General features: G+C 61.0%; 22 protein-coding genes. 9 read left to right on the top strand and 13 right to left on the bottom strand.

Annotation, left to right across the window (positions count from 1 at the left end; all coding sequences use genetic code 11):
• Window positions 1-94: 94 nt before the first annotated feature.
• Both galU and gltX read right to left on the bottom strand, forming a co-directional pair.
• Window positions 95-1,006, bottom strand: coding sequence for a UTP--glucose-1-phosphate uridylyltransferase GalU (gene galU / locus BLW36_RS13455; RefSeq protein WP_091389562.1), 912 nt, complete (start codon window positions 1,004-1,006; stop codon window positions 95-97).
• Window positions 1,007-1,466: 460 nt separating this feature from the next.
• On the bottom strand, window positions 1,467-2,945 hold the full coding sequence (gene gltX, locus BLW36_RS13460) for a glutamate--tRNA ligase (protein WP_091389565.1): 1,479 nt from the start codon (window positions 2,943-2,945) through the stop codon (window positions 1,467-1,469).
• A gap of 306 nt (window positions 2,946-3,251) precedes the next feature.
• Between gltX and BLW36_RS13465 the strand changes: the two genes are divergently transcribed.
• Genes BLW36_RS13465 through BLW36_RS13475 form a run of 3 tightly spaced genes read left to right on the top strand, consistent with a single transcriptional unit; the run spans window position 3,252 to window position 7,332 of the window.
• A complete protein-coding gene (locus tag BLW36_RS13465) occupies window positions 3,252-3,821 on the top strand; it encodes a hypothetical protein (protein WP_091389568.1) in 570 nt (189 codons plus the stop codon).
• 45 nt (window positions 3,822-3,866) lie between these two features.
• Entirely contained in the window at window positions 3,867-6,386 is a 2,520-nt protein-coding gene (locus BLW36_RS13470) for a TcfC E-set like domain-containing protein (RefSeq protein WP_244506259.1), read from the top strand.
• Complete coding sequence (locus BLW36_RS13475; RefSeq protein WP_091389571.1) at window positions 6,376-7,332, top strand: hypothetical protein; 957 nt, start codon at window positions 6,376-6,378, stop codon at window positions 7,330-7,332. Before BLW36_RS13470 ends, BLW36_RS13475 begins: the two co-directional genes overlap by 11 nt.
• A gap of 12 nt (window positions 7,333-7,344) precedes the next feature.
• On the opposite strand, the gene BLW36_RS13480 is transcribed toward BLW36_RS13475, so the two are convergent.
• Both BLW36_RS13480 and BLW36_RS13485 read right to left on the bottom strand, forming a co-directional pair.
• Window positions 7,345-8,025: a fimbrial biogenesis chaperone gene (locus BLW36_RS13480; protein ID WP_091389573.1), complete on the bottom strand. Its 681-nt coding sequence runs from the start codon at window positions 8,023-8,025 to the stop codon at window positions 7,345-7,347.
• 57 nt (window positions 8,026-8,082) lie between these two features.
• On the bottom strand, window positions 8,083-8,403 hold the full coding sequence (locus tag BLW36_RS13485) for a hypothetical protein (protein WP_139304898.1): 321 nt from the start codon (window positions 8,401-8,403) through the stop codon (window positions 8,083-8,085).
• Between the two features lie 209 nt (window positions 8,404-8,612).
• Here BLW36_RS13485 and BLW36_RS13490 point away from each other — a divergent pair, with 209 nt between their 5' ends.
• The 5 genes from BLW36_RS13490 to BLW36_RS13510 all read left to right on the top strand — a co-directional run bounded on the left by BLW36_RS13490 (window position 8,613) and on the right by BLW36_RS13510 (window position 13,120).
• The gene (locus tag BLW36_RS13490; protein ID WP_244506260.1) at window positions 8,613-9,374 is read left to right on the top strand and encodes a glycerophosphodiester phosphodiesterase family protein; all 762 of its coding nucleotides are present in this window, start codon (window positions 8,613-8,615) and stop codon (window positions 9,372-9,374) included.
• Window positions 9,358-10,566: a glycerol-3-phosphate dehydrogenase/oxidase gene (locus tag BLW36_RS13495; protein ID WP_091389579.1), complete on the top strand. Its 1,209-nt coding sequence runs from the start codon at window positions 9,358-9,360 to the stop codon at window positions 10,564-10,566. Before BLW36_RS13490 ends, BLW36_RS13495 begins: the two co-directional genes overlap by 17 nt.
• Window positions 10,567-10,659: 93 nt before the next feature.
• Window positions 10,660-11,637, top strand: coding sequence for a tRNA dihydrouridine(20/20a) synthase DusA (gene dusA, locus BLW36_RS13500; RefSeq protein ID WP_091389582.1), 978 nt, complete (start codon window positions 10,660-10,662; stop codon window positions 11,635-11,637).
• A 33-nt stretch (window positions 11,638-11,670) separates the two neighbouring features.
• Entirely contained in the window at window positions 11,671-12,666 is a 996-nt protein-coding gene (tal, locus tag BLW36_RS13505) for a transaldolase (protein ID WP_091389585.1), read from the top strand.
• A complete protein-coding gene (locus BLW36_RS13510; RefSeq protein ID WP_091389587.1) occupies window positions 12,647-13,120 on the top strand; it encodes a tellurite resistance TerB family protein in 474 nt (157 codons plus the stop codon). Before tal ends, BLW36_RS13510 begins: the two co-directional genes overlap by 20 nt.
• A gap of 34 nt (window positions 13,121-13,154) precedes the next feature.
• On the opposite strand, the gene BLW36_RS13515 is transcribed toward BLW36_RS13510, so the two are convergent.
• The 7 genes from BLW36_RS13515 to hrpA all read right to left on the bottom strand — a co-directional run bounded on the left by BLW36_RS13515 (window position 13,155) and on the right by hrpA (window position 22,699).
• Window positions 13,155-13,673: an STAS domain-containing protein gene (locus BLW36_RS13515; protein WP_091389591.1), complete on the bottom strand. Its 519-nt coding sequence runs from the start codon at window positions 13,671-13,673 to the stop codon at window positions 13,155-13,157.
• A 468-nt stretch (window positions 13,674-14,141) separates the two neighbouring features.
• Window positions 14,142-15,323 carry a PP2C family protein-serine/threonine phosphatase gene (locus tag BLW36_RS13520; RefSeq protein WP_091389594.1) on the bottom strand — a complete coding sequence of 394 codons (1,182 nt, stop codon included), beginning with the start codon at window positions 15,321-15,323 and terminating at the stop codon, window positions 14,142-14,144.
• 39 nt (window positions 15,324-15,362) lie between these two features.
• Window positions 15,363-16,364, bottom strand: coding sequence for an MlaA family lipoprotein (locus BLW36_RS13525; protein ID WP_244506261.1), 1,002 nt, complete (start codon window positions 16,362-16,364; stop codon window positions 15,363-15,365).
• Between the two features lie 132 nt (window positions 16,365-16,496).
• The gene (locus BLW36_RS13530; protein ID WP_091389600.1) at window positions 16,497-17,267 is read right to left on the bottom strand and encodes an HvfC family RiPP maturation protein; all 771 of its coding nucleotides are present in this window, start codon (window positions 17,265-17,267) and stop codon (window positions 16,497-16,499) included.
• Entirely contained in the window at window positions 17,251-18,108 is an 858-nt protein-coding gene (locus BLW36_RS13535; protein WP_091389603.1) for an HvfB family MNIO-type RiPP peptide maturase, read from the bottom strand. Before BLW36_RS13535 ends, BLW36_RS13530 begins: the two co-directional genes overlap by 17 nt.
• Window positions 18,109-18,179: 71 nt before the next feature.
• The gene (locus BLW36_RS13540; protein WP_091389606.1) at window positions 18,180-18,500 is read right to left on the bottom strand and encodes an HvfA family oxazolone/thioamide-modified RiPP metallophore; all 321 of its coding nucleotides are present in this window, start codon (window positions 18,498-18,500) and stop codon (window positions 18,180-18,182) included.
• A gap of 242 nt (window positions 18,501-18,742) precedes the next feature.
• Window positions 18,743-22,699: an ATP-dependent RNA helicase HrpA gene (gene hrpA, locus BLW36_RS13545; RefSeq protein ID WP_091389609.1), complete on the bottom strand. Its 3,957-nt coding sequence runs from the start codon at window positions 22,697-22,699 to the stop codon at window positions 18,743-18,745.
• 190 nt (window positions 22,700-22,889) lie between these two features.
• Between hrpA and BLW36_RS13550 the strand changes: the two genes are divergently transcribed.
• Window positions 22,890-24,365 (top strand): peptide MFS transporter, encoded by a 1,476-nt coding sequence (locus BLW36_RS13550; RefSeq protein ID WP_091389612.1) that lies wholly within the window; start codon window positions 22,890-22,892, stop codon window positions 24,363-24,365.
• A gap of 144 nt (window positions 24,366-24,509) precedes the next feature.
• Here the strand turns inward: BLW36_RS13550 and BLW36_RS13555 are convergent, their stop codons facing one another.
• Both BLW36_RS13555 and BLW36_RS13560 read right to left on the bottom strand, forming a co-directional pair.
• Complete coding sequence (locus tag BLW36_RS13555; protein WP_091389614.1) at window positions 24,510-25,691, bottom strand: vWA domain-containing protein; 1,182 nt, start codon at window positions 25,689-25,691, stop codon at window positions 24,510-24,512.
• 6 nt (window positions 25,692-25,697) lie between these two features.
• Entirely contained in the window at window positions 25,698-26,543 is an 846-nt protein-coding gene (locus tag BLW36_RS13560) for an AAA family ATPase (protein WP_091389617.1), read from the bottom strand.
• Window positions 26,544-26,615 lie beyond the last annotated feature (72 nt).

Below are 26,615 nucleotides of genomic sequence, written 5' to 3' on the forward strand. Positions count from 1 at the left end.
GGTACCCGGAGCTTGGGAAGGCCCGGGGATGCCCCCTGCGCCGGCCGCTTTTCAGCGCTTAATTCGGGCATCCGTGCCCTGCCCGCCACCTGGATCAGGCGACGGCGGCGGCCTGTTGCTGCTGCTTGCCCAGGTAGTCGCGCAGGCTGCTGCCGACTTCGGGGTGATGCAGGCCATATTCCAGCTGGGCGGTCATGTAGCCGGTTTTGCTGCCGCAGTCGTGGCTGCGGCCGACGATGCGGTAGGCTTCGACTGCCTGCATCTGCAGCAGCTCGTCGATGGCATCGGTCAGCTGGATCTCACCGCCGGCGCCGGGCTCGGTCTTCTCCAGCAGGCCCCAGATCTCGGCGGGCAACACATAGCGGCCCACCACGGCCATGTTGGACGGGGCGGCATCGACGCTGGGCTTTTCCACCATGCTGTCGATCTTGGCGGTGCCGCCGCTGTGCAGGTCAGCCCCGAGGCAGTCCACCACACCGTATTTATTCACATCCTCCCAGGCGACCGGCTCCACCATGATCTGGCTGACCTGGGACTCTTCGAAATTCCGCACCATCGAGGCGAGGTTGGTTTTGCTCAGATCAGCGGCGTACTGGTCGATCAGCACATCGGGCAGCAGCACCGCGAAGGGATTGTCACCGACCACCGGGCGGGCGCAGGCGATGGCGTGGCCGAGCCCACGGGCTTCCGCCTGGCGCACCGAGATCACGGTGACATCCTGCGGGACGATGGAGCGGACTTCATCCAGCAACTGGCGCTTGAGGCGCTTTTCCAGCTGAGCTTCCAGTTCGAAGGAGGTATCGAAGTGGTTTTCGATGGCGTTCTTACTGGCGTGGGTTACCAGCACTATCTCCTTGATGCCAGCGGCGACCGCTTCGTTGACGACATACTGGATCAGCGGCTTGTCGACGATCGGCAGCATTTCCTTGGGAATGGCTTTGGTGGCGGGCAGCATGCGGGTGCCCAGGCCGGCAACGGGAATTACGGCTTTCTTTACTGCGGTCATTCTTCTTTTTCCTTCAAATCAGATTGTTTTTTGATCGACACGTTGGCCATAGCAACGTGTCGCTACGATTCGTTAATGGCGAAAGAGGAAGAGGAGAGGAAGGAGACTGACGAGCGCCGCTCGCAGCGCTCAAATCGTTGCCGGTTTACCGGCGGGCGCGTGGATTCATGCTCCAGCAATTGCCGCCTGTCGACCGAGTACACCCCCACAGCCCGGCATTCCGTGCCTAACACTGCTCCCAAGCCTTCAATCTTTACTGCCCCGGTCGGTCGGCGTTAAAAATCACCGAAGCCCGACCCGTGATCTGGATCACACTTTAGCAGAGGGCACAGTTGGTGAAAAATTTTCCGCGCCGTAATTAAAACGGGCAGAAGCGACCGCATGCGCGCATGGCCGACCCAAAACGCATTCGGGCGGCCAGATGGCCGCCCGAGCATTGAGGGAGTGTCCCGCCTACCGATCAGCCCAGCGAGGCGTACTCCTTCTCCCAGCGCTTCAGCACCTTCTTGCCGGCGCCACCGAGTACGTCGACCGCCTGGCGCAGGCGCGCGCGGCTGAGGTCGGGGCCCAGCAGGACCATCGCGTCCATCACAGAGAAGGACGCCGTGGTGCCGCTGATCGCGACGAACAGCGGTGCGTTGAAGTCCTTCAGCTTGATGTCCATCGCCGTGGCCAGGTCCTTGACCGTGGCGAAGATGCTGTCGCGATCCCAGCTGCGCAGGGCTTCCAGACGCCACAGGGCGAACTGCAGCAGCTTCTTCTGCTCGTCCAGCTCCAGCTTGTTGCCGCTGAAGCTCTCCTCGGTCAGGCCCAGGCTGCCGGCGGCGAGGAAGCTGACCAGCGGGGCGAAGTCGCCGAAGGTCTCCATGCGCTCGCGGGCGTGGGGCAGTACCTTCAGCAGGTTTTCGCGGTTGAACATCCACTCGGTCAGGCGATCGGCCAGCTGCTCGTTTTCCAGCTCGCGGATCCACAGGCCGTTCAGCCAGGACAGTTTCTCGACATCGAATACCGGGCCGCCGAGGGATACGCGGTGGATGTCGAAGTGCTCCAGCATCTCGTCCAGCGAGAACTTCTCGCTCTCGTCCGGCATTGACCAGCCCATGCGGCCCAGGTAGTTCAGCAGCGCCTCGGGCATAAAGCCGGCGCGCTGATAATAGAGAATGGACGTGGGGTTCTTGCGCTTGGACAGCTTGGTCTTGTCCGGGTTGCGCAGCAGCGGCAGGTGGCACAACACCGGCATCTCCCAGCCGAAGTATTCGTACAGCAGCTTGTGCTTGGGTGCGGAATTGATCCACTCCTCGCCGCGCAGTACGTGGGTGATCTCCATCAGGTGATCGTCCACCACGTTGGCCAGGTGATAGGTGGGCATGCCGTCGGACTTCAGCAGGATCTGCGCGTCGACCTGGGCCCAGTCGATCTCGATCGGGCCGCGCAGCAGGTCGTCCACCACGCAGGTGCCAGTCTCAGGCACGGTCATACGCACCACGTAGGGTTCGCCGGCGGCGCGACGTTTCTCGAATTCTTCCTTCGACAGCGCCAGGTCGCTCGGCTTCAGCGCGGTGCGGCCGGCCTCGCGCAGCTGTTCGCGCAGTTGCTCCAGCTCTTCGGCGGTGCGGTAGCAGTGGAAGGCGTGACCCTTCTCGACCAGTTCCTCGCAGTACTTCTTATAGATGTCACCGCGCTCGCTCTGGCGGTACGGGCCGTGGGGACCGCCCATATCCGGACCTTCCTGCCAGTCCAGCCCCAGCCAGCGCAGGCTGTCGAGGATGGCCTTTTCCGATTCGGGGGTACTGCGCTGCTGGTCGGTATCCTCGATACGCAGCACAAACTGGCCGCCCTGGGCGCGGGCGAAGCACTGGTTGAACAGGGCGATATAGGCGGTGCCCACATGGGGGTCGCCGGTGGGGGAAGGTGCGATTCGGGTTCTTACGGTGGTCATATCAAACCTGGTTGGGATTGAAGTGGATCAAATTTGATCGTTTTGAGGCGCGGGATTATAGCGCTGGCGGGGCTCCGGGCACAGAGACAGTCACGAACCTGACTTTCCGCGCTAACTAGCACAAATTACGGCCATTAGACAAAAAACATCCACAAAAACCGTGACTTGCATCACGGAAAAAGTATCATTGGCGCGAAACGCATGGATTGCCTTGACCAAAAAAACAACACAAGTCGCAGTAGGGTATTTGCCAGCGAAATCGTTTCATATTCTCAACATGAATTTATGGTCCCAGGAAGAGTTACCATGAAAACAACAATTCGCACTTTTGCAGCCTTTGCACTTGCTGCAGCAGCTTCCGGCGCTCTCGCCGCTAATGATGGAAACGTCGCTACCGGCGTCAACGCAGCTTCTCAGGGTGATTTCCAAGTTAACTTAAACTTGGGCACCGCCATTGTCGTCAAAAACCTTGGCGACCTAACTCTGGACGCGACAACGGCAGTTAATGGCCAACCAATTGTGGGGCGCGAACAAATCTGTGTTGGTGGCGTAGGCTTTAGCTCTTATAGCGTTGACCTGGTAAGCACCAATGGCATCACAGGTGGTGGCGCCGGCGCGACTTTCGGTTTCCAGCTAAACGGTTCCGCACAAAATCTCGAGTACAGTGCATCGTTCGCTGATGATACAAACCTTAGTTCAACAGGTGATTCGGCCGATAGCTCGACCGGCGTTGTGACTGGGGGCAGTTACCTCCGAAATGGCACCTTGGGTTGTACTTCGGACAACGCACAAGTGATCGTTTCAGTACCCAACTGGGAGTCCGCAACTGAGACTACCTACAGCGACACTCTGACTGTCACAGTTACTGCAGAGTAATTTCGACAAAGCCGGCGCTCATTGAGCACAGCTACTGACGAATTTATGATCCGTACTATCGTTCGTATGTCGCTGGTTTTGTCATTGCTCGCATTTAAAAATAATAGCTATGCAGCCAGCGCAGCTTTTACGCTGGAAACCTCCGCGCCGGACGGTTTTGCCGAATTGACAGAGCCACAGCAGCTGGTCGCCGAACTTTACTACGGCAGCCGGCCGCTGGGACCCGTACAGGTCACCGTCGACCCGCAGTCGGTTCGCTTCAGGGATCCGCAGGCGGTGCTGGCCCTGCTGCCGCCAACGCTGGATCCCGATGTTGTGCTACTGGCTCTGCTGGGGCCACAGCCACGCAACTCCCACCGCATCTGTTACAGCAATCGCCAGCGCAATTGCGGCGTTCTGCAACCGGAAAGTTTCGGCCTGATCTACGACGAGAGCCGTTTCCGCATCGATGCCTTCCTGGCGCCTGCACTGCTGCCACAACAGGCAGCCATTACAGACCCCTATCTGCCGGAGGCGAGCAGTGACTTTTCCTATGTGCAGAGCCTGACCGGCAGCTGGTCTGGGGTACGCAGCGACAGCGGTCCCGACACGCAAAGCGCCAGCCTGTTCGGCCAGTCGATATTAGGCTTTGGTGCCAGTGGTCTGCATAGCCACTGGTCGGCCAACGATGCGGGCGAGAGCCAGATCTACCATCTGCACTGGGCGCGCGACTACCGCGGGAAAGCCTACTCCGCCGGATTGATACAGCCGCAGGGCGGCTTCAGCAGCTTTACCGCGGCGCCGTATCTCTACGGCCTGGAATTTCGCAGCTCGAACAACAGCCGTATCGATAACCGCTACCAGCAGGGCGCGCCACTGGAAGTGAACATGCCGGTGCGCGGTCGGGTGGAGGTACACCGCGACGGCCGCCTGCTGCACAGCGAGCTGCTGGAAGCCGGCAACCAGTTACTCAACACGTCCAGCCTGCCGGGCGGTGCCTACACGGTGGAAGTCCGCACTTTCGACGACAGCGGCAGGCCGCTGGCGCAGTACACCGAGTTTTTCGCCAAGGACTCACAGCTCCCCGCGCCCGGCGAATGGCGTTGGAGCTTCCAGACCGGGCGCCCGGCATTGTTGAATGCCGATACACTGCTGCCGGAACAGGCCGATGATTTTGTCGCGCAGGCCAGCGTTGCGCGGCGTCTGTTCGACAGTACCGGCCTGTTCGTCACCGGGGCACTGACCCAGGATGAGCAGCTGCTGGAACTGGGCGGCCGCTGGATCAGCGAGTATCTGGAACTGTCACCGAGTTTGCTGCAGACCAGTGACGGGCGCAGCGGCCACCGCCTGCATGCCATTCTACGCAGCCCGTGGCTCAACCTAAGCCTGACCGAAGCGCAACTTGACGACGCCACAACTCTGCCCACAGACAACAATTACTCGTTGCTCGGCCGCGGTTTTTACCAGCGCAGTGCGAGCCTGAATGCCGGCCTGTTCGGCGGGCAACTGTCGCTGCGCTACAGTGAGCGGGACCGCGGCGTTTCATTGGCCACACCGGATTTCACCCTCGACGAAACCGCGACCGGCGCCGACAAACTGACCACGCTGGAATACCGCCGCAATATTTTCCGCAATCGCCACTGGCACGGGGACCTGACCCTGGCACACAGCGAAGCGGATGGCCAGCAGCTCACCTCCGCCTCTTTCCAGTTCCGGATGCGCGGCGATCGCTGGAGCCATAGTGCGCGGCTGCGCAGCGAAATCGATGAGTCCGGCGATCAGCTCACCCGCGCGGGCATCGACTCCAGCTGGAACGATCGCGACCTGTGGGCGATGGAAGTGGAGCAGCAATTCTCCAGCGAGATCGCAGAAAACGAGTACTACCTGGGCAGCAATACCCGTGTTGCCGGACACCGCGGCTTTTTCAGCTCGACGCTGGATTACATCGATACGGAGAGAGGCAAGTCGCTCAATTACCTCGGTAACTTCAGCACTAACCTGATCAGCGATGGCCGGGAGTTCGCCTGGGGCGGTGAGCGCTCCTATAACAGTGCGGTCCTGGTGGACATTGCCGGCAGCGAGGATCAGGATTTTGAAATCCTGGTCGATGGCGCGCGCCGCGGTTACGCCAAGGGCGGCGCCCGTTCGCTGGTCAACCTGCCCTCTTTCGGCAGCTACGATATCAGCCTACGCCCCCTGACGGAGGGCTTTTACGACTACAGCGATGTCAGTGAAACCGTGACCCTGTACCCCGGCAGCGTGGCCAAGACGCAATACGAAATCAAGCCGGTGATTCTCACTATGGGGCGGATCGTCAACGGAGATCGGCCGGTGAAAAATGCCAGGTTCAGTATTGGGGGACAGTCCACCGTCACCGATGAGTTTGGTGTCTTTCAACTGCAGCTATATGGCGATCCGCGCCGGCTGCAGGTGCCCCCGGTGCGCTGGCAGGACTGCCTGGTAGAAGTCCCGGAACAGACCTCCGGGGAGCACTGGCTCAACCTCGGCACCATCGATCTGCAGCATGCACAATGTGCCGAAGGCAAGATCATTACCGTCGCTCAAGGAGATAACGATGGGCGTTAAGCGATGGTTGTTTATCGCGCTGTTGCTGCCGCTGGTGCAGGGGCTGGCACCTCTCGCTCACGCCCAGGCGTGCGATACCGACCAGATTGTCCAGGTCTGTGAACTGAACAGCCGGACAACCTTTGTTTTCGACCCGCAGACACAAACGCTGGGTTCGGTGGACTTTCGTATTATCAGCAAGCGCGAGAAGAAAAATGACCGGCCGCAGGGGGTGAAATACCGGGTCCGGGCAACTGAGACCAACCCAGCGCAATTCACCCTGAGGTCAACGAGTGGTAGTGACCAGATCGATGTCACGCTGACGTACGTCAACTTTGACGGTACGGCTACCGCGCTGACTCCCGGCGCCGAGTCCGCACAGCAGGACGGCACCCCCACCTTCGCCGACGCCTCGATCAGGTTCGACCTGGCCACGCCCGGGGTTCAGCCAGCGCCGGGGGTCTACCAGGGATCTTTCCAGCTGGAGCTCAACCAGTCGGCCGCTTGTGCTGACAGCGGCTGCCAGAGCACAACCGCCTCCTTTGAAGTGGAGCTGGTGGTCGATGCCAGTATCCGTATCAGCGGCCTGGAGGATATGTGGATCGATTACCCGGTCAGCACGGCGACGCAGACTTTCTGCGTATTCACATCGGCGGGGCTCGACTTTGGCATTCGCGCCGAAAGCCAGAACGGCACAGGGGAGTTCCTGCTGCTCGGCACCGGCGGCACCGGCGATACCGTGAACTACCAGGTGAGTACTGGCGAGGTCAGCAGCGCACTCTTCACGCTGACAGAGGGTGTATCGACGCTGGATCAGGGGACCACCTGGGCGGGCAACCCGAGCGCAGACTGCGCAACGGGCGGTGAAAACATGCAGCTGGAGATTTCGCTCGACCCAGCGGCGATCAATAACGCCATCGAGACCAACTATACCGACACCATCACGCTGACGGTCGAAATGCAGTAAAACCTGCGGCCATCACTGCAGCGGCAGGCGCACCTGCTCCGTTTCCCTGCCGCGGGCCAGCAGCTTCAGGAATCCGCCAGAGATTTCCGGAGCGAGCACCCTGCTGGTGCCGGCATACAGACGCCCTGCCCCTTCGATCGGGCGGCAGTCGTTTTCGCTCCGGCAGTGCTGCAGGTTACTGACTTCCACATTGACGTTGCCGGTATTTTTCAAAATCCAGGCACCATCATCATTGCTCAATGCCAGCTGGTAATTTCCGCCCTGGGGTTGCACGAACACCAGCGCCTGGTAAGCCACGAGGATTTTCAGTGCGGTGCGATCCGTCTTGATATCACCCACCACCGGTTTAAACGTCACCCGGTAGACCTTTTCGCGCTCCAGGTTGCGCTCCAGTGACATCAACCTAAAGCGCTTTCGCTCGCCGCTGGCCAATACGGCCTTGGACGGGCTGACCAGCAGTTTGTACTCCTTCGGGTCCACCACGCGCACGCGCTTTTCATCCGGCAAACCGGGATTGTCGACCCGGTAGATCTCTGTCTGCAGGTACAGGGTTTCCTCGTCCGGATTGGTCACGACAATATCCTCGCGGGAGTTTGGCGCGTCATCCAGATAGACGATGATCTTGTCCAGGGACATGGCGGCCAGCGTCGGCTGGGCGAGCAGCAATAGGAATCCGGCGATTATTTTTTTCATACGGGGGCAACGAATCATGAAAGTTTTCTATTCTAAACCCCGCGCGCACGGAAACAACTATTGCGCCACTATCATGATCGAGTCTGCGTCTTTCGTGATATCGGCGGACAGGCAGTAGCTGCCACTCTGGCCCGCCATCTGCCGGCCGGACTCTTCTCCGCTGCTAGTGAATTGAATCGAGAAATACCAGCCGGGAATGTGGCTCAGACACAGCCGCTCGCGACCGCCGTCCTGCTCCCGGCGCAGCTCCACGCGTGGGGGGAGATGCAGGGTGATACGGGCCGACGCCGAGGCGGTCACATTGTCGGCGGAGACCGCAACCGACGGCAGGCTGGCGCTCAAAACCAGCGCTGCCACGATGGGGCTTCCATATCCCATTACAGCCATTTCCATTCTTTGACGCCGAATACGCAAAGCGCCCGAACAAACCGGCCGGGCAACCCGCTTCCAGTCTAGTCGACGGATTTTGCCCGCCCGCCATACAGGCGACTGCACGCCAGATTTTCACCGCTCATCAGCTTGCAACCACCGTCCCACCGTCTATTTTTTCCTTTAGGGTCGGCGGCTATCGCCGGCCCGGAACACCAATGGATCTGCGAGCGACCGGCCGCTCGCGTCATGATGACAATAATGCTTACTATGCGGACCTGACTCTCATGCTGATTGCGCATCGAGGCGATAAAAGCCACCATCCGGAAAACACCCTTGCCGCCTTTGAGGCCGCCCACAGCCTGGGCGCCTGTGCAATCAAGTGCGACGTCCGGATCAGCGCCGACGGCACCCCCTGGTGCTTTCACGGCAACACACTACGGCTGCCGGAAGCCGCCGAGGAGCGCCCGTTTCACGAGCTGAGAGACCGTGAGCTGCGCCAGTCACCCCTGAACACCTTCGCCCAGCTGGTCGACTGGGCCAGCTGTCACCGCCACCTGGACTGGTTTGTCGAACTTGCCGAAACGAGCCTGGCCGCGGCGGGCGCGGATGTGGCGGTGGAAAGCGTCGTCGACTTGATGCGCCGGGAATGCGAGTCCTTTGCCCTGCTGACCGGGGATCACCGCAGCCTGCGTATGGCGCGCAGCCTCGGCTGCCACCGGGTGGCGCTGAAGGTGGACAGCGTGGCGCAGTGCCTGTCGGCAAGCGTCGTCACCCTGGCCCCGGACTACGTGCTGATCCGTGACTGCGATGTCGAATTCGAAGAGCTGCCGCCCGGCCCCTGGCAATGGGTGGTCTACGAGATCAACTCCGCCAAGGATGCGGTGCGCTGGCGCGTCCGCGGCGCCCACCACATCCTGACCGGCAACCTGCCGCTGCTGATGCGCTCGCGAGAAGCCAGCGATGTCTACGGATTTTGATGTTCTGGTAGTCGGCGCGGGAATCCAGGGAGCCGGAGCCGCCGAAGCATTGGCGAAGGCCGGCTACCGGGTGGTTATCCTCGAGCAGCTGGGTATTGCCACTGCCACCTCCTCCCGCTCCTCCAAGCTGATACATGGCGGCCTGCGCTACCTGGAGAGTGGTCAGTTCCAGCTGGTCTACGAGTGCCTGCGCGAAAGACGCTGGTTGCTGGAAAACAAGCCGCAGCTGGTGCGCATGGTGCCCTTCTATATCCCTGTCTATCAGCACAGCAAGAGACCCGCGTGGATGGTACGGCTGGGGCTGATGCTCTACGCGCTGCTGTCCGGCGTGACCAGCGGCTACTCGCGCTTCCGCGCAGTGCGAAAGCGTGACTGGGAAAACCTCTCCGGTCTGAACTGTGAGGATCTGGTGGCGGTTTACCGTTACTACGATGCGCAGACCGACGACGCCGCACTGACCCGCAACGTGGTCGAATCCGCGATGATGGAGGGCGCCCAGTTGATCTGCCCTGGCAGCCTCGTCGGCGCCGAGGTAACGCAGACGGGCGTGCGGGTGGACTATGTCGCCGACGGCCAGCTGAATACCCTGCGCACCCGCGCGCTGGTCAACTGCAGCGGCCCCTGGGTCGCAAACACCAATGCCCGCTGTACCCCGGCAGCGCCACTGCCGCCGATCGATCTGGTGGCAGGTACCCATATCCAGCTGCCGCTGTCGCTGGGTGAGAAGATCTTCTATGTGGAGGCCGAGGACGGCCGCGCGGTGTTTGTGATGCCCTGGCTGGGCGAGACACTGGTGGGCACCACGGAGCGCAGCTACTACGGCGATCCGCTCGATGTGCAGCCGACTATGGAGGAGGAGAGCTACCTCTTGCGCACGGTACAGCGGTATTTTCCCCAGACTCGCGCCCTGCAGGTACACGACATAAGCGACAGTTTCGCCGGCCTGCGGGTGCTGCCGCAGATGGACAAGAGCCCCTTTGCGCGACCGCGGGAGACGCTGATCTGCTGCGACAGCGAGAAACTGCCGCGCATACTGGCCGTGGCCGGCGGCAAGCTCACCAGCTACCGCGCCACCGCGCGCAAGATCGTCAGGAAGTTGCGGCCCACACTGGAAGCCGACGACGGTGGCGGTGGTGACCCGGTCGCGCGCTGTGCCACGAGCAGCCTGTCGGAGAAAGAGCGCAATCTGTAATTAGCCCCCGTGTCCGCATCCTTAGGGCATCAGCAGCACATCCCCTATAATGCGCAGGTCTTTTGATTTCAGCGCATTTCCGACTGCAGTTTTATGTCCGATACCCTCTCCCACCGTTTCTGTACTGCGCCGCTGCTCGACTGGAGCGACAGGCACTGCCGCTTTATGTGGCGCCTGTTCAGCAAGCGCGCCCTGCTGTACACCGAGATGGTGACCACCGGCGCGATCCTGCATGGGGACCGCGAGCGGCACCTGCAGTTCGACGCGTCGGAACACCCGCTGGCACTGCAGCTGGGCGGCAGCGATCCGCAACAACTGGCGGAGTGTGCGCGCATCGCCGAACAGTGGGGTTACGACGAGATCAACCTGAATTGCGGCTGCCCCAGCGACCGGGTGCAGTCCGGCCGTTTCGGCGCCTGCCTGATGGCGGAGCCGGAAGTGGTGGCCGAGGGGCTGGCGGCGATGCGCGACGCGGTTTCGATTCCGGTCACGGTAAAGCACCGTATCGGTATCGACGATATGGAGGATTACGCCGGCCTGACCCGTTTTGTCGAGGCCCAGGCCGCGGTCGGCATCACCACGTTTATCGTGCACGCGCGCAAGGCGTGGCTGAATGGCCTGAGCCCGAAGGAAAACCGGGAAATCCCGCCGCTCAATTACGATATGGTATTCCAGCTGAAACGCGATTATCCGCAGCTGGAGATAGTGCTCAACGGCGGCATCAACTCGCTGGAGGAATGCCGGCAACATCTGCGCCATGTGGACGGTGTTATGCTGGGGCGCGCGGCCTACCAGACCCCGACGCTGCTGGCACAGGTGGACAGCGAACTGTTCGGCGGCGAACCCGGCCCGGATGCGGCCCGGGTAGTCGAACAGATGCTGCCCTATATCGACAGCGAGCTGGCCCGAGGTCAGCGCCTGAACCATATCACCCGGCACATGCTGGGGCTGTTTCAGGGGCTGCCGGGCGCGCGCCGCTTCCGCCGTCACCTGAGCGAAAACGCGCACCGCAAAGGCGCCGGCCCGGAGGTGGTGAAACAGGCACTGGCGCTGGTCACCCAGGCCGCGTAGACAGGAATTTCAGAAGACAGGCGAGAGAAAGGTATGAACAAGCTGGAACAACTCAGACAGCGCAGCCAGGTGGTCGCGGATACCGGCGACATCGAGGCAATCCGGCGCTACCGGCCGCAGGATGCCACGACCAATCCCTCGCTGCTGTACAAGGCCGCGCAGCTGCCCCAGTACCGCGAACTCATCGGCGAATCCCTGGCCTGGGCCGGGCATCACTGCAGCCATCGGGAGCCGGCGGAAGTCGCGAAGGTGGCGGCGATGAAACTTGCGGTGGCCATCGGCGCGGAAATACTGCAGCTGGTGCCGGGTGTGGTTTCCACCGAAGTGGACGCGCGCCTCTCTTTCGATACCCGCGCCACCATCGATTACGCCCGCCGCCTGATCAGTCTCTACGAGGAAGCCGGCGTGGCCCGCGAGCGGGTGTTGATCAAGATTGCCTCCACCTGGGAAGGCATTGCCGCGGCCTCCGTTCTGGAGCGCGAGGGCATTCACTGCAACCTGACCCTGCTGTTCAGCTTCAGCCAGGCGATCGCCTGTGCCGAGGCGGGCGTGACGCTGATTTCGCCGTTTGTCGGCCGCATCCTCGACTGGCACAAGGCCAACAGCGGCCGCGATGACTTCAGCGCGGAGGAAGATCCGGGCGTGCTGTCGGTGCGTAACATCTACCATTACTACAAGTCCCGCGGCTACGACACCATCGTCATGGGCGCCAGCTTCCGCAACACCGGTGAAATCGAAGCACTGGCGGGCTGTGACCGCCTGACGATCAGCCCACAGCTGCTGCAGGAACTCGAGGACGATGACGCGGCGCTGGCGCAGGGTCTGCCCGCCCATGTGGACTCAGAGCCGCGCCCGGCTCGCGCGCTGGGCGAGGCGGAATTCCGTTACCAGCTGAATAGCGACGCAATGGCCACAGAGAAGCTGGCCGAGGGCATTCGCAATTTCGTACAGGATCAGGAGCGACTGGAGATGCTGCTACAGGGACAGTTGATGGGACACAGGGAAACCGATGCTGCAACAAATCCGTAAGCTGTTTGAACAGATCGGCAGCGGCGCCGACGTCGAAGTCCGCACCGAAAAGGACGTGCGCATGATCAGCGCCGCGCTGCTTGCCGAGGTCGCCACCGTGGACCAGAAGCTGGATCCGCGCGAGCAGGAAACCCTCACCCAGGTGCTGCAGCAGCATTACCAACTGGAAGCGGCTGTCGCGCACGAAATCGTCCGCGAGGCCCTCTCCCACCGCGAACAGGCCACCTCCCTGTACGAGTTCACGCAGACGGTGAACGAGCAGTTCGACGAAAAAGACAAGTATCTGCTGGTTCGCCAGATGTGGCAGGTGGCATTTTCTGACGACGTGATTGAAGCCTTCGAGGAACACATGATCCGCCGGGTGGCCGAGCTGATTCACCTGCCGCACGGGCTCTTTACCCGGGCGCGGGCGGAGGCCAGGGAAATGCATGGAGGGGAAAATAGCTCGGACTAGACCGGGGCCTGCCGGTTGTGTCTTCGAGGGAAAATCAGTGCATCCGCGCCGAGGGCTTGCGGATCGGATCACACTCCAGTTCCAGCGTATGCACCAGGTCGCGGAAGGTCTCCGCATTCTGCTCGTTCATACTCATCAGCACGCGGTGGGCTTCCAGCACCTTCTCCCGCGCCGCGCACTCATCCGGAGTCTTGCAATTTAGCGGCTTGGTTTCGGCGTCGTAATCGCGGTGCTCGTCACTGACTTCGATCAGCGCATCGAAACCCATCGCATCGAGCAGGTGGCGAATGCCCTGGTCCGCGGTCAGCGCCAGCGGTTTCTGGCAGCCGCGCTCCAGCGCCCGAATAGCGATCTTGGCCATCAGTCCAAGCGTGGTGCTGTCGACGCCTTCGGCCCCATGCAGATCGAACACCACATCGGTGAAGTCGTCGTGCGTAAACATATTATCGATAAAGTCATCGAAAGAGGTGCAAAGGTTGAGTCGCACATCACCGATCAGCTTGATGACGTAGACGCCCTCGTGGGACCCAACCATGATTTGCCCGGACTGCATAACAACCCCTGGCACATCCGCGCTGCGGCAAGTACTGCACACGAGCAGATGGCGAAAGTTCACTTGTGGAGAACACAACCGCCGACGGCCGGGTAAAGCCATCATTACAGTTTGTGCTTAAAGTGAGCGGAGCTTACTCCTGCCCGCCAGGGCTGGCAAGGGTACCAACGTCTACGGCAAGGGACCCACTGGTCACAGAACGCCCACAAATTGCCCGCCAACAGGGGCAATACTGACCGACAACTATAGGGTGCCGCGTGGCGCCACACCCGTCGCCAATGGCGCGTCGCTAAACCGCGCACGGTGCAGTGCGCCGTAAACGCGCGCGTCACTGCCAGTAAGAGGTATTCCAAAAGGGTGATGCCAGCCATCCATGGCGCGGGTCTGTGCCTTCGTTCCGGCCCCGGCCCCGCCATCCCTGGCGGGTCGCTAAACCGCGCACGGCGCAGTGCGCCGTATGCGCGCGCTTTAGCCCTGTCGGAGGGTTAGTATGGTGACGTCGTCCGGCAGGGCTTCGCTGGTGTCTACGTGCAGTGCGGTGCAGAGGCTGTCCAGGTCACCGCGGCTCTGGTCGATGGCCTGCAGCAACTGCGCTTCCTTCTGCAACAGATCCCCTTCGAGCAGCTCCAGCACGCCGTCGGAACAGGTCACCAGCCGCCAGCTGGGCGGGAGTTTGGCGCACATCACCTGCCAGTCGCCCTGTTGGAACAGCCCCAGGGGGCGGCCCTTGCCGGGCAACCACTCGGCGCCATGCTCGGTGACCAGGGCCGGCATCGGAACCTGGCCGGCAACGGCATAGTGCAGCTGCCGCGCGGGGCCATCGATCACCCCGACGAACATGCTGGCATGCTTGTCCAGACGGGTCGACAGCAGCTCGCTGTTGATCAGGCTGAGGATATCCAGCAGGTCGCTGTCCAGCGTGTCCAGCTGCGCGAACAGTGGCCGCTCCCGCAGCAGATGCATGATGCTGTGTTTGATCAGCGCGGTTACCAGTGCCGACGAAACCCCGTGACCGGAGACATCCACCAGATAGAAAGCGACGAAGCGCTCGCCAAACAGACCGTAATCGATGAAGTCGCCGCTGAGGTAGAGTGATGGAATCAGCCGGTAGGCGGCCTCGATGCCGCCGGGATAGCGGTAGGGGGTACGCGGCAGCAGGTGTTGCTGCAGCAATCGCCCGGCCTGCTGATCCCGCTGCAGTACCTCGACGTGATCGCGCAGCTCGCGATTGCGTCGCTCCAGCTCCTCGCGATATTCGCGGTTCTGCTGAGCCAGGGTCTCCGCGTTGGTAATGCGACAGATCGCGTGGTCGATGACCTCGGCGTCCTCGATAGGCTTCAGTAAATAGTCGCTGGCTCCGAGTCGCAGCGCCTGAACCACATCACTGACTTCACTGTTGGAAGCGAGCACTACCACGGGCGTATCCGGCGATGCCTGCTTGATCTTGCGCAGCACCTCGAGACCGCCCATATCCGGCAGGTGCAGATCGGTTACGACCAGCTGGAATACTCCGGGGGCGAACTGACTTATTCCTTCCAGGCCGCTCTGCACCTCCACAACCTGGAAACCGAGGCGCGACAGCGCCCCCCGCACAAAGTCGCGGGAGCGCTCATCTTCTTCTATCAGTAACAGGCTTCTGCGGCCGGCCATCTTGCGGCTCTTTGGCTGTCGCTATTGTGTGCGGGCAGATCAGAAGGCAAAGGGATCTTGTTCCCGAGCGCCTTGCTGGCCACCTTCCTGATCACCTTCCTCGCCCTCTTCCAGATCATCACCGAAATCATCCTGCTCCGCGCCATCATTGATCAGGAATTCGCGACGTTGCATGTAGGCATCACGCAGCAGGACATAGCGATCCCCCTGCAATAGCGACTCGACCTTCAGCAGGCTGGCGCGGGTCTGGATAATGTCGGTGAGCTTCAAGGCATAAAGCGTAGGATCGTGATCGACATAGGTCAGCGGATTGGTATAGATATCCACCACTCGGCCGGGCGCATCCCGCGCCGTTGACGGGCCCAAAAACGGCAATACGAGATACGGGCCCGAAGGAACCCCCCATACAGCGAGCGTCTGGCCAAAGTCTTCGCCGTCGCCCTCTTCCAAGCCGATGTGCTGAGCCACATCAAAAAAGCCAGCGACTCCCACAGTGGTATTCACGAGGAAGCGACCGGCGTCATTGCCAGCCTGGCCCCACTTGCCCTGCAAGACACTGTTCAGACTGTTGGTAACTTCGCGCATGTTGTCGAAGAAGTTGCTGATACCGTACTGCAGGAAGATCGGGGTGATCTGCCGGTAACTGGTGGCAACGGGCTTCAACACCCAGCGGTCGGCCGTGTCGTTGAAGCGGAACATTGCGCGATTGTAACCTTCCCAGGGGTCACGCGTGGCCGGCTCCTCGTCACTGGCGAACTCGTCCGCCGGATCGAAACCGTACTCGTCCGCGAGGGAGCCGGACTCCGCCGTAGTGTCGCCAGACTCGGCAGATGGATCCTCGCCGTCCGCCTGCGCCGCGTCACTATCGGCGGTATCAGCGGAATCACTATCGGTGGTAACACTGTTCCCGGCGGGTTCCTGCGGCGCGGCAACTTCCTGTCCCCCCTCCGCAAACGGATCCTGTGCCGCAAAAGACAGCGCCGGCGCGGCGGCCATTGTCGCGGCAATCAACCAGAGCGAGATAACTATGCGTCCTAGCAAAACCCTGCTCCTCTCATTAGCTTAACGTTGCGGGGGATTCTAACGCCCCCGCAATACGTAAACCACCCTCGCCAGCATAGCAGCCGGGATTCATCAAAGATGCGGGAGTTTTCGGCAAGCCAGTATCAATGCCTAAGGGCGTAGCCCGGCGACCACCCCGACGCGCAACAGCTTCTGCAACAGCTCGCGGCCGAACTTTTGCAGCGTATCGCTGTCAGCCTGGGGCATCTCCGCGGCCAGCTTCTCCAGCAACTGCTGCCCGCTCAGGGCGTCTCCCTCTGCCAGCTGCAGCAGCCGCGCGGTGACGGCGTTGATTTCCATAAACCCCACCTCGTCTTCGCGATCACGATAAACCAGCAGGAAAGTGGGGTTGGGGGGCGGTTCCTGGGGTTGATAAGCCGGGCCGATGCGGTGCACCGGGTAGCGGTAGCTCAGGCTCCATACCAGAGGCGATACCACCGGCACCAGCTGCAGCACGTCGCCGTCAGCAAGCAGCCCGGTGGGAATCTGCGCTTCGCTGACATCCAGCGCCAGCTCCACCCATTCATAGTGGGCCAGCTCCAGCAGGAAGGGCGGGTCACCTGGCTGGCAGCCGCGCTCGCTCTGCAGGTAGTGCAGGAACTCTTCGCTGATCTGCAAAAAGTAGGGGCTCTGGGACGCGTGGCGGTGCACGAAATCGCGCACCATGTTGTGCCAGCGCTCGTCACTGTACAAACTGCGCAGTACTGGGAAGCCACCGGCGATAAAAGACTCGATATTGTTGTAGATCAGGTCGCGGTAGATACCCATGCGCCGGTCTTCGACCTCCGCGGGCGGCGCACAGCTGTCCGGCGCGCGCAGGTGAGCGGCGAATTCGCGCTGCAATCGCTGAAACTTGCGGGATTTATCAACGGCCGTGGACATAGCTCGCCTCCACGGACTGGGCGGCCTGTATGGCCCGGATCCGCTCTACTTCCTTCAATAGCTGTGGCAGCGGCGGTATGTTGAAGTCGCGTTCCAGCAGCGTCGGCGCCGTGCCGTGAATCTGGTAAGCCTGCTCGAGCAACTGCCACACGGGGTCGATCACCGGTGCACCGTGGGTGTCTACCTTGAGGTCGTCGGCTTCATCATAGTGGCCGGCGACATGTATATAGCGTATGCGTTCGCTGGAAATGCCGCGCAGGAACTCGAGCGGATCGTAGCGGTGATTGATCGCATTCACATAGGTATTGTTGACGTCCAGCAACAGATCGCAATCCGCCTCCCGCAATACCGCGTTCAGAAATTCCAGCTCAGTCATCTCCTGTCCCGGTGCGGCGTAGTAGGAGACATTTTCCATCGCGATGCGCTGTTCCAGCACGTCCTGCACGACGCGAATGCGCTCGGCCACATACTGCACCGCTTCAGCTGTGAATGGGATCGGCAGCAGATCGTACAGATGGCCGTGGTCGGAGCAGTAACTGAGGTGTTCGCTGTAACAGCGAATACTGTGCTCACGCATAAACGCCTTGATGGATCTGACCAGATCCAGATCCAGCGGCGCCGGCGCGCCAATGGACAGGGACAGTCCGTGTATCACAAACGGAAAACGCTCTGTGTACTGGCGGAACCAGCGCCCGTAGCGCCCGCCGACACCGATCCAGTTCTCCGGCGCCACCTCGAGAAAATCCACCGCCTCGGACGACAGATCCTCGCCCATCATTGAACGGCGCAGGCCGAGGCCGGCACCATGAACCGGGTATTCTCGTGTAGCCAATTTTGTCATCACTTATTTTTGCTGGCGATTGCGAGGAGCGGCGTTCATAAATGCCGCTCCTCTACGGGGCTAGACGCGGATTATGCGCCGCACTTGCCCTCGCCACATTTACCTTCTTTCTTTTTACCCTCTTCTTCCTTACCTTCGCCGCACTTGCCTTCGCCGCACTTACCTTCTTTTTTCTTGCCTTCGCCGCACTTACCTTCGCCGCACTTACCTTCTTTTTTCTTTTCACCTTCTTCTTGGTCGTGCTCGTTCAAGGCGAGGTTATAACCAGAAGACAGCTCCTCGGCCGCGAAGGGGTTGGCAGTGTCAGCCGCGGCGGACACATTGATGGCTGCCGAGGCGAGGAAAGCCGCACCAACAGCCGCTGCAACCGGGGAAAGATGTTTTTTGTTCATAATAATTCTCCTGAAAAGTACCCTGAGTAATAAACGACACACACCGGCGTGCCGATCCTCCGCGCAGTATAGCGACACCGCTTGGAAACCGGTCACGCGTTGAGACGGGGCGCAATCCGCGCGGGATATCCCGCCGATTCCGCACTTTTATCCGTTTCTCAAGTATTTTGTCGCGTGAATCGCGCATATATTACAGCGCCATCAACAAAGTTTGCCGAGAACCGTTACCCATCCGGTTATTTCTACGCCGATAGCAGCGCCGCAGATTGCTCGATCTCCATCCATAGCTTGTGCAATCGCTTCACCGATACCGGCATCAGGGTTTTCAGGGTCTGCGCGAACAGGGAGACGCGGAATTCTTCCAGCATCCAGCGGTACTGCCACAGTTGCGGCTCCGCCGCCAGCACTCTGGGAGAATACCGCTCGGCCAGTCCCTGGTAGGGCTCTGCCGCCTTGTGGAATTCCGCCTGCAGCTTGCGATCCCGGTTTGGGTCCAGCGCCGCCTTCTCCAGGCGCAGCACTATGCCCTTCAGATAGCGGCCGTACTGCCGCAGCCACTCCAGCGGAGTATCGAACAGGAATCCGCGGTAGAAGAGTCCATTCAGCTGCTGCTGGATATCGCCCACGGCCATCGCGACGGCGAGATTTTTCTGCTGCTTGATCTGTTTGCGCAGCGGCACCAGCTGAGACAACGCCTTGACCAGCAGATCGGCTATTTCCTGCGCAACGCCGACCAGCTCGCCACTCTTCTCGGCGAGGACTTCAAGGAACTGGGCTTCGCTGCGCGGCCACTGCTCGTCGGGCCAGAACACTTCCCGCGCGGCCGCCAGCAGGATGTCATCCGCCACCTCCTCGCGCCGACCGAGATCCGCGGCCGAAAGCCCCAGCTCCTTGCCGCGCAGCAGCTCCTTGCGCAGGTATTTCACCGGCTCCGGCAGGTGCAGCAGCGCCAGGCGGCAGATTCCGGCACGGGACAGGCGCCGCGCCTCGGCCGGGTTATCGAGCAGTTTAAGGGATACGCTGTCTTTTTCCTCGACCAGCGCGGGATAGGCGCGCACCTTGAGCGCGCCCTGCTGCAGTGTGTGTGTCTCGGGCAGATCGCCGAAATCCCAGCTGGTGATACCGTCGCGCTCGAAGTCGTCGCCGGCACTGGCCAGACCCTGCTGTACACGATCGCGATAGCGCGCCTGCAAGGCGGCCAGGTCGCGGCCCTGGTCGAGCAGCCTGCCCTCCTCGTCCAGCACCTGGATATTGAAGCGGTAGAAGTCCTCCAGCGATTGCTCTGCCGACTCCCAGGCAGCATCCGGCAGTTCCTGCGCAGTCTGTCGTTTCAGCTCTTTGGCCAGCGACTGCCACAGCGGTATGTTGTCCGGCTGCAGTCGCGGCAGCGCCCGGTCCACCGCTGCCGGCACCGGTACGAACACCTTGCGCCACTGTTTCGGCAGACCCTTGATCAGCGCAATGCATTTGTCGCGCAGAATGCCGGGCACCAGCCACGACAGCCGCGCCGCCGGCACCTGGTGCAGGGCGCCGACCGGCACCTGGATACTGACGCCGTCGTCGATACTGCCGGGTTCGAAGTGATAACCGAGCGGGAAGACGATACCGCCGGCCTGCAGCTCATCCGGAAACTGCGCCTCGCCCACATGTTCGGCACTCTGCTGCATCAGCAGGTCACGCGGGATAAACAGCAGCTGCGGATCCGCTGCCTCGGCCTTCTTGCGCCAGTGTTCGAAGCCGGCCAGATTGACGATTTCCGTGGGAATACGCTCGTCGAAAAACTGGAAGATCACCTCGTCATCGACGACGATATCGCGGCGCCGCGACTTGGCTTCCAGATCCTCGAGCTCTTTCAGCAGGTCCTTGTAGTGGGTAAAGAAGCGGCCCTTGCCGCGATAGCGCTGCTCGACCAACGCCTGGCGGATGAAAACTTCACGCGCCGTTGCCGGGTCCAGCTTGCCGTAGTGGATACGGCGTTTCTCCACCAGCACCAGCCCGTACAGGGAAATTTTCTCGAACGCCATCACCTGTCCGGCGCGGGCATCGTAGTGCGGCTCGAAATAATTGCGTTTCACCAGGTGTTCGGCAGCAGCCAGCACCCATTCCGGTTCTATCTTTGCCACCGTCATTGCAAACAGACGGCTGGTCTCCAGCAGCTGCGCCGCCACCACCCAACGCGGCGGCTTCTTGAACTGGCCGGAACCGGGAAAGATATGGAAGCGGCGGTTACGGCAGCCGAGGAATTCCTTGTTCTCGTCGCGCGCGCCGATATTGCCGAGCAGGCCCGACACTATCGCCCGGTGCACCGCCGCATAGTCGGCGGCGTCACGGTTTTCCTTCAGCTGCATTTCGCGGCAGGCGATACGCAGCTGGTGGTGTATGTCTCGCCACTCGCGCATGCGCAGCCAGGACAGGAAGTTTTTCTGGCACCATTTGCGCAGCTGGTTCTGGCTCAGCTCCTGGCGCTGGGCCTCGAAGGCATCCCACAGTTGTACATACGACAAAAAGTCCGACTGCTCATGCTGCCACTGCCGGTGCTTTTCGTCCGCGGCCTGGCGTTTCTCCGCCGGCCGTTCGCGCGGATCCTGCACCGCCAGCGCACTGACGATGATCAGCACTTCGCGCAGGCTGTCACTCCCTTTACCTGCCTCTCCTGGGGCGGCCTCCATCAGCATGCGGCCGAGGCGCGGGTCGAGCGGCAGCCGCGACAAGGCGCGACCGAGCGGTGTCACCCGGCCCTTGCCGTCTACCGCCTGCAGTTCCTGCAGCAGTTTGTAACCGTCATTGATCAGGCGCTGGTCCGGCGGATCGACAAACGGAAAGTCGCGGATGTCGCCGATACGCAGTTGCAGCATCTGCAGAATCACCGCGGCGAGATTGGTGCGCAGGATTTCCGCATCGGTGAATTCGGGTCGCTGCTCGAAGTCGCGCTCTTCATAGAGACGCACACAGACACCGGCGCTGACGCGGCCGCAGCGGCCGGCGCGCTGGTTCGCGCTCGCCTGGGAGATGGCCTCCACCGGCAGGCGCTGGATCTTGCTGCGGTAACTGTAGCGGCTGATCCGCGCGGTACCCGGATCGATCACATAGCGGATGCCGGGCACGGTAATCGAGGTTTCGGCAACGTTGGTGGCCAGCACGATGCGCCGGCCCCTGGAACCGGATGTAGAGTAGCCGTGAAAGACCTTGGCCTGTTCGGCCAGGCTGAGGCGCGCATACAGCGGCAGTATCTCCATTTGCGGAATCTGCGCATCGCGCAGCGCCTTGGCGCACTCGCGGATCTCCCGCTCGCCACTCATAAACACCAGTATGTCACCGCCGCGCCGCCCGCTGGATCTCTCTTCCAGCAGCAGTTCCTCCACCGCCGCGATCACCTGTTCGTTCAGGTCGGCATCGCTGTCCGCCGGTGGGCGGTAGTGGATATCCACCGGATAGGTACGGCCGGACACCTCGATAATCGGCGCGTCGTCGAAGTGCCGGGAAAATTTCTCCAGGTCGATGGTGGCGGAGGTGATGATCAGCTTCAGGTCCGGGCGCTTCGGCAGGATGGTTTTCAGGTAGCCGAGCAGGAAATCGATATTGAGGCTGCGCTCGTGGGCCTCGTCGATGATCAGCGTGTCGTACTTGTTCAGCAGCGGGTCGCGCTGAATCTCCGCCAGCAGAATGCCGTCGGTCATCAGCTTGATATGGGTGTGCTCGGTACTGTGGTCGGTAAAGCGCACCTGATAGCCCACCGACTCGCCGAGCGGCTGCTGCAGTTCCTCAGCGATGCGGTTGGCCACGGTGCGCGCGGCGATCCGCCGCGGCTGCGTGTGGCCGATCTGGCCGAAGATACCGCGGCCCAGCTGCAGGCAGATTTTCGGCAGCTGGGTGGTCTTGCCGGAGCCGGTCTCGCCGGCCACCACGACGACCTGGTGATTGCCGATCAGCTCGGCGATTTCCTCGCGCCGCGCCACCACCGGCAGCCCTTCCGGCCAGCTCACCTCGGGCAACTTGCGCCGGCGCGCTTCCGCCAGGGCCATCGAAGCTGCAACCTGCTCCCCCAACTGCGCCAGCATGCGATCCACCGGCTTGCCTTCCTTCAGGCGCCGGCGTGCGTTGCCAAGCGTTTTGCGCAGGCGATAGCGATCCTGCCCCATACAGTGGGCAATCTGCGTATCCAGGGCGCTCAGGGTATTCTTGGCTTCGGTGTGACTCATGATTCGGAACGTAACCGCAAACGGGCGATTATACCCGCCACAGCGGCCGCCTTCACGGGCGCGACATCTTTGCTGACATACTCGGCGCCCTATGGCGCTGAACTATACTTGGGCAGACGCACGACTTTCCCCGCGGGCGCAGTCAATCATCGCACCCGCGCATGCATGCCGTAACTTGCGAGCTGTACCTATGCAAGATCACAAACCCAAGCCGCCGGCCACTGCCGGAGAAATGCTCGGTCACCCCAAGGGGTTGTTTCTGCTCTTTGGCACCGAGATGTGGGAACGCCTCAGCTACTACGGTATGCGGGGTATCTTTGTCTTCTACCTCACCTCCGCTGCTGCTGCGGCGGTATTCGGCTGGGAACAGCTGTCTGACACCGAACTGCAATCCAAGGCCCTGAGCTATCTGGGCTGGTATGCGATGCTGGTGTACCTGACGCCGATTATCGGCGGCTGGATGGCCGACAATATATGGGGGCAACGCCGCTGCATCATGTTCGGTGGCGTCATGATGATGCTGGGGCAATTCGCCCTCGGCTTCCCCCACGGCTGGTTGCCGGACGGCAGCGAGATCTACATGCTATGGCTGGGTCTCGCCCTGATGATCATCGGTAACGGTTTTTTCAAGCCGAATATTTCCACCATGGTCGGCGACCTCTACGATGAGGGCGATCAGCGCCGCGACACCGCGTTCACCATTTTTTACATGGGGATCAATCTGGGATCGATCCTCGGTTACCTGGTGATCGGCTGGATTGGCGAAAAGGTGAATTATCAGCTGGCCTTCTTCGTTGCCGGCCTCGGCATGCTGCTCGGCCTGATCCTGCAGATGACCCAGGCTAACCGCTACCTGGGGCAGATCGGTGTGGAGCCTTCGGCGAAGCTCGGCCTGGAAAAGCAGACCGCAGACAAGCACGAGCCGTTGACCCAGGAGGAGCGCGACCGCATCAAGGTGATCCTGATTCTCGGCGTCTTCACGGTGATTTTCTGGGCCGGCTTCGAGCAGGCGGCAGGTTCGATGAACCTGTTCGCAAAGTACAACACCGACCTGAACGTTTTCGGCTGGGAAATTCCGGCCAGCTGGCTGCAGATGGTAAACCCGCTGTTCATCATTATCCTCGCACCGATCATCGCCAGCATCTGGGTCGGACTCGGTGACCGCGAGCCAAACTCACCGGCAAAATTCAGCATGGGGCTGATTTTCCTGGGGCTCGGTTTCGTCTCCATGTGTGGAGCCGCGCTGCAGATCGGCGATTCGGAAACGATCAAGGCCAGCCCCTGGTGGCTGATCTTCGCCTATATCTTCCACACCATTGGCGAGCTCTGCCTGTCACCGATCGGGCTCTCCATGGTCACCAAGCTGTCGCCACTGCGCTACCTGTCGCTGATGATGGGGCTGTGGTTTGCGTTTATCGGTATCGCCAACAAAGGCGCGGCGGAAATCGGTAAACTGGTCGGCGAATCCGGACCGCTGGCGACCTTCGGCGGCGTCGCGATCGCAGCGATTGCAGCCGGTATTATCCTGTTCTTCCTGCGCAACAAGCTGGTGGATTGGATGCACGGTGTCGAAGAGGTCCACGTGAAAGTGGGCGATACCACCAAGGAGGAAATCAGCATCACCGCCGATCACGAAGGTGCACCGCCCAAGCATTTCGGTGGCTGATTCCCAACCAACAAAAAGGGCGATCGTAATGATCGCCCTTTTTACATTCGTCATCCCGGACTCGATCCGGGATTCAGTTCCGACATCTGCGAGTGCAGATCTGGATACCGGCCTACGCCGGTATGACGGTGTACGCTGCTGATCTCAGCGGCCCTTCACCAGATAGGCGATGGCCCTGTCCAGCCCCTCCAGGGTCATCGGGTACATGTGCCCGCCGACCAGGCGCTGGGTCAGGCCGATACTCGGCGTGTACTGCCAGTATTCCTCGCCAATAGGATTCAGCCAGATCAACTTGCCGTAGGTATCGGTGACTCGCTCCATCCACGCGGAGCCCGGCTCCTCGTTCATATGCTCGACGCTGCCGTAGCGGCTGGTGATTTCGTAGGGCGCCATCGAGGCGTCACCGACGAAGATCACCTTGTAATCCTTGCCGTAGGTGCGCAGCACTTCGAGCAATGGTGTCGTTTCGCTGTAGCGGCGCTGATTGTCCTTCCACACATGCTCGTAAACGAAGTTGTGGAAATAGAAATATTCCAGGTGTTTGAACTCGGACCGGCAGGCGGAGAACAGCTCCTCACAGACCCGCACATAGGGATCCATGGAACCGCCGACATCGAAAAATATCAGCACCTTCACCGCATTGTGGCGCTCCGGCACCATCTTGATATCCAGCAACCCGGCGTTGCGCGCGGTCGAGGAGATGGTGTCATCCAGGTCCAGCTCTTCCGCGGCGCCGGTGCGAGCGAACTTGCGCAGTTTGCGCAGCGCCACCTGGATATTACGCGTACCCAGGGACACGCTGTCGTCCAGGTTCTTGAACTGGCGCTTCTGCCACACCTTGACCGCGGAGCGGTTGCGGCTGCTGCCGCCGACGCGGATACCCTCGGGGTGATAACCACTGTTGCCGAATGGACTCGTGCCGCCGGTGCCAATCCAGCGGTTGCCGCCACTGTGGCGATCTTTCTGTTCCTCAAGACGTTTCTGGAATTCTTCCAGCAGTTTTTCCAGCCCGCCGAGGCTCTCGATTTTTGCTTTTTCCTCTTCGCTCAGCTGCTTCATGAATTCCGCCCGCAGCCAGTCCTCGGGAATCATCTGCTCGAGAATATCGTCGAGGGTTTCCAGGTCCTTGAAGTAGGCGTCGAAGGCGCGGTCGAATTTGTCGAAGTGCTTTTCGTCCTTGACCAGGCAGGTGCGGGCGAGAAAATAGAATTCCTCCACATTCGCAAATACCAGGTGCTGCTGCAGGGCCTCCAGCAGGGCTAGCAATTCGGTGATGGAAACTGGCAGCTTGTAGCGGCGCAGGTTTTGGAAGAAACCGATCAGCATGGGAAATCAGCGATTTTCCCGGCGCGCCATAAAGGCCAGGCGCTCGAGCATATGCACGTCCTGCTCGTTTTTCAGCAGCGCGCCGTACAGAGGCGGGATTGCTTTGCTATTGTCGCGGTTCTTCAGCACTTCTTCGGGAATATCGTCGGCCAGCAGCAACTTCAGCCAGTCGATCAGCTCCGAGGTGGAGGGCTTTTTCTTCAGTCCCGGCACGTCGCGCAACTGGAAGAAAATATCCATCGCCTCGGCTACCAGCTGCCCCTTGATGCCCGGGTAGTGCACATCCACGATCTTGTGCATGGTGTCGCGGTCCGGGAAGCTGATGTAGTGGAAGAAACAGCGGCGCAGGAAGGCGTCCGGCAGTTCCTTCTCGTTGTTGGACGTGATGATCACGATCGGCCGCTGCCTGGCCTTCACGACCTCGCCGGTTTCATAGACGAAGAACTCCATGCGATCCAGCTCTACCAACAGGTCGTTGGGGAATTCGATATCGGCTTTGTCGATCTCGTCGATCAGCAGCACAACGCGCTCTTCAGCCGCGAACGCCTCCCACAGCTTGCCGCGCTTGATGTAGTTGCGGATATCGTGGACCTTGTCCACCCCCAGCTGCGAATCCCGCAGGCGCGACACCGCGTCGTATTCGTACAGCCCCTGCTGCGCCTTGGTGGTGGACTTGATGTGCCACTGGATTAGTTTCAAACCCAGGCTCCGCGCGACCTCCTCGGCCAGCAGTGTCTTGCCGGTGCCCGGCTCGCCCTTGATCAGCAGCGGCCGCTGCAGGGTAACCGCCGCGTTCACCGCCATTTGCAGGTCTTCGGTGGCTACATAGCTGTCGGTGCCGGTAAATTTCATCGTAACTCCAATCCTGTTCGCACAAATCGCCTAAATAGTTGCGCATATTAATTGATCAGGCGGGAGTGACGA

This window comes from Microbulbifer marinus, assembly GCF_900107725.1.
Classification (GTDB): domain Bacteria; phylum Pseudomonadota; class Gammaproteobacteria; order Pseudomonadales; family Cellvibrionaceae; genus Microbulbifer; species Microbulbifer marinus.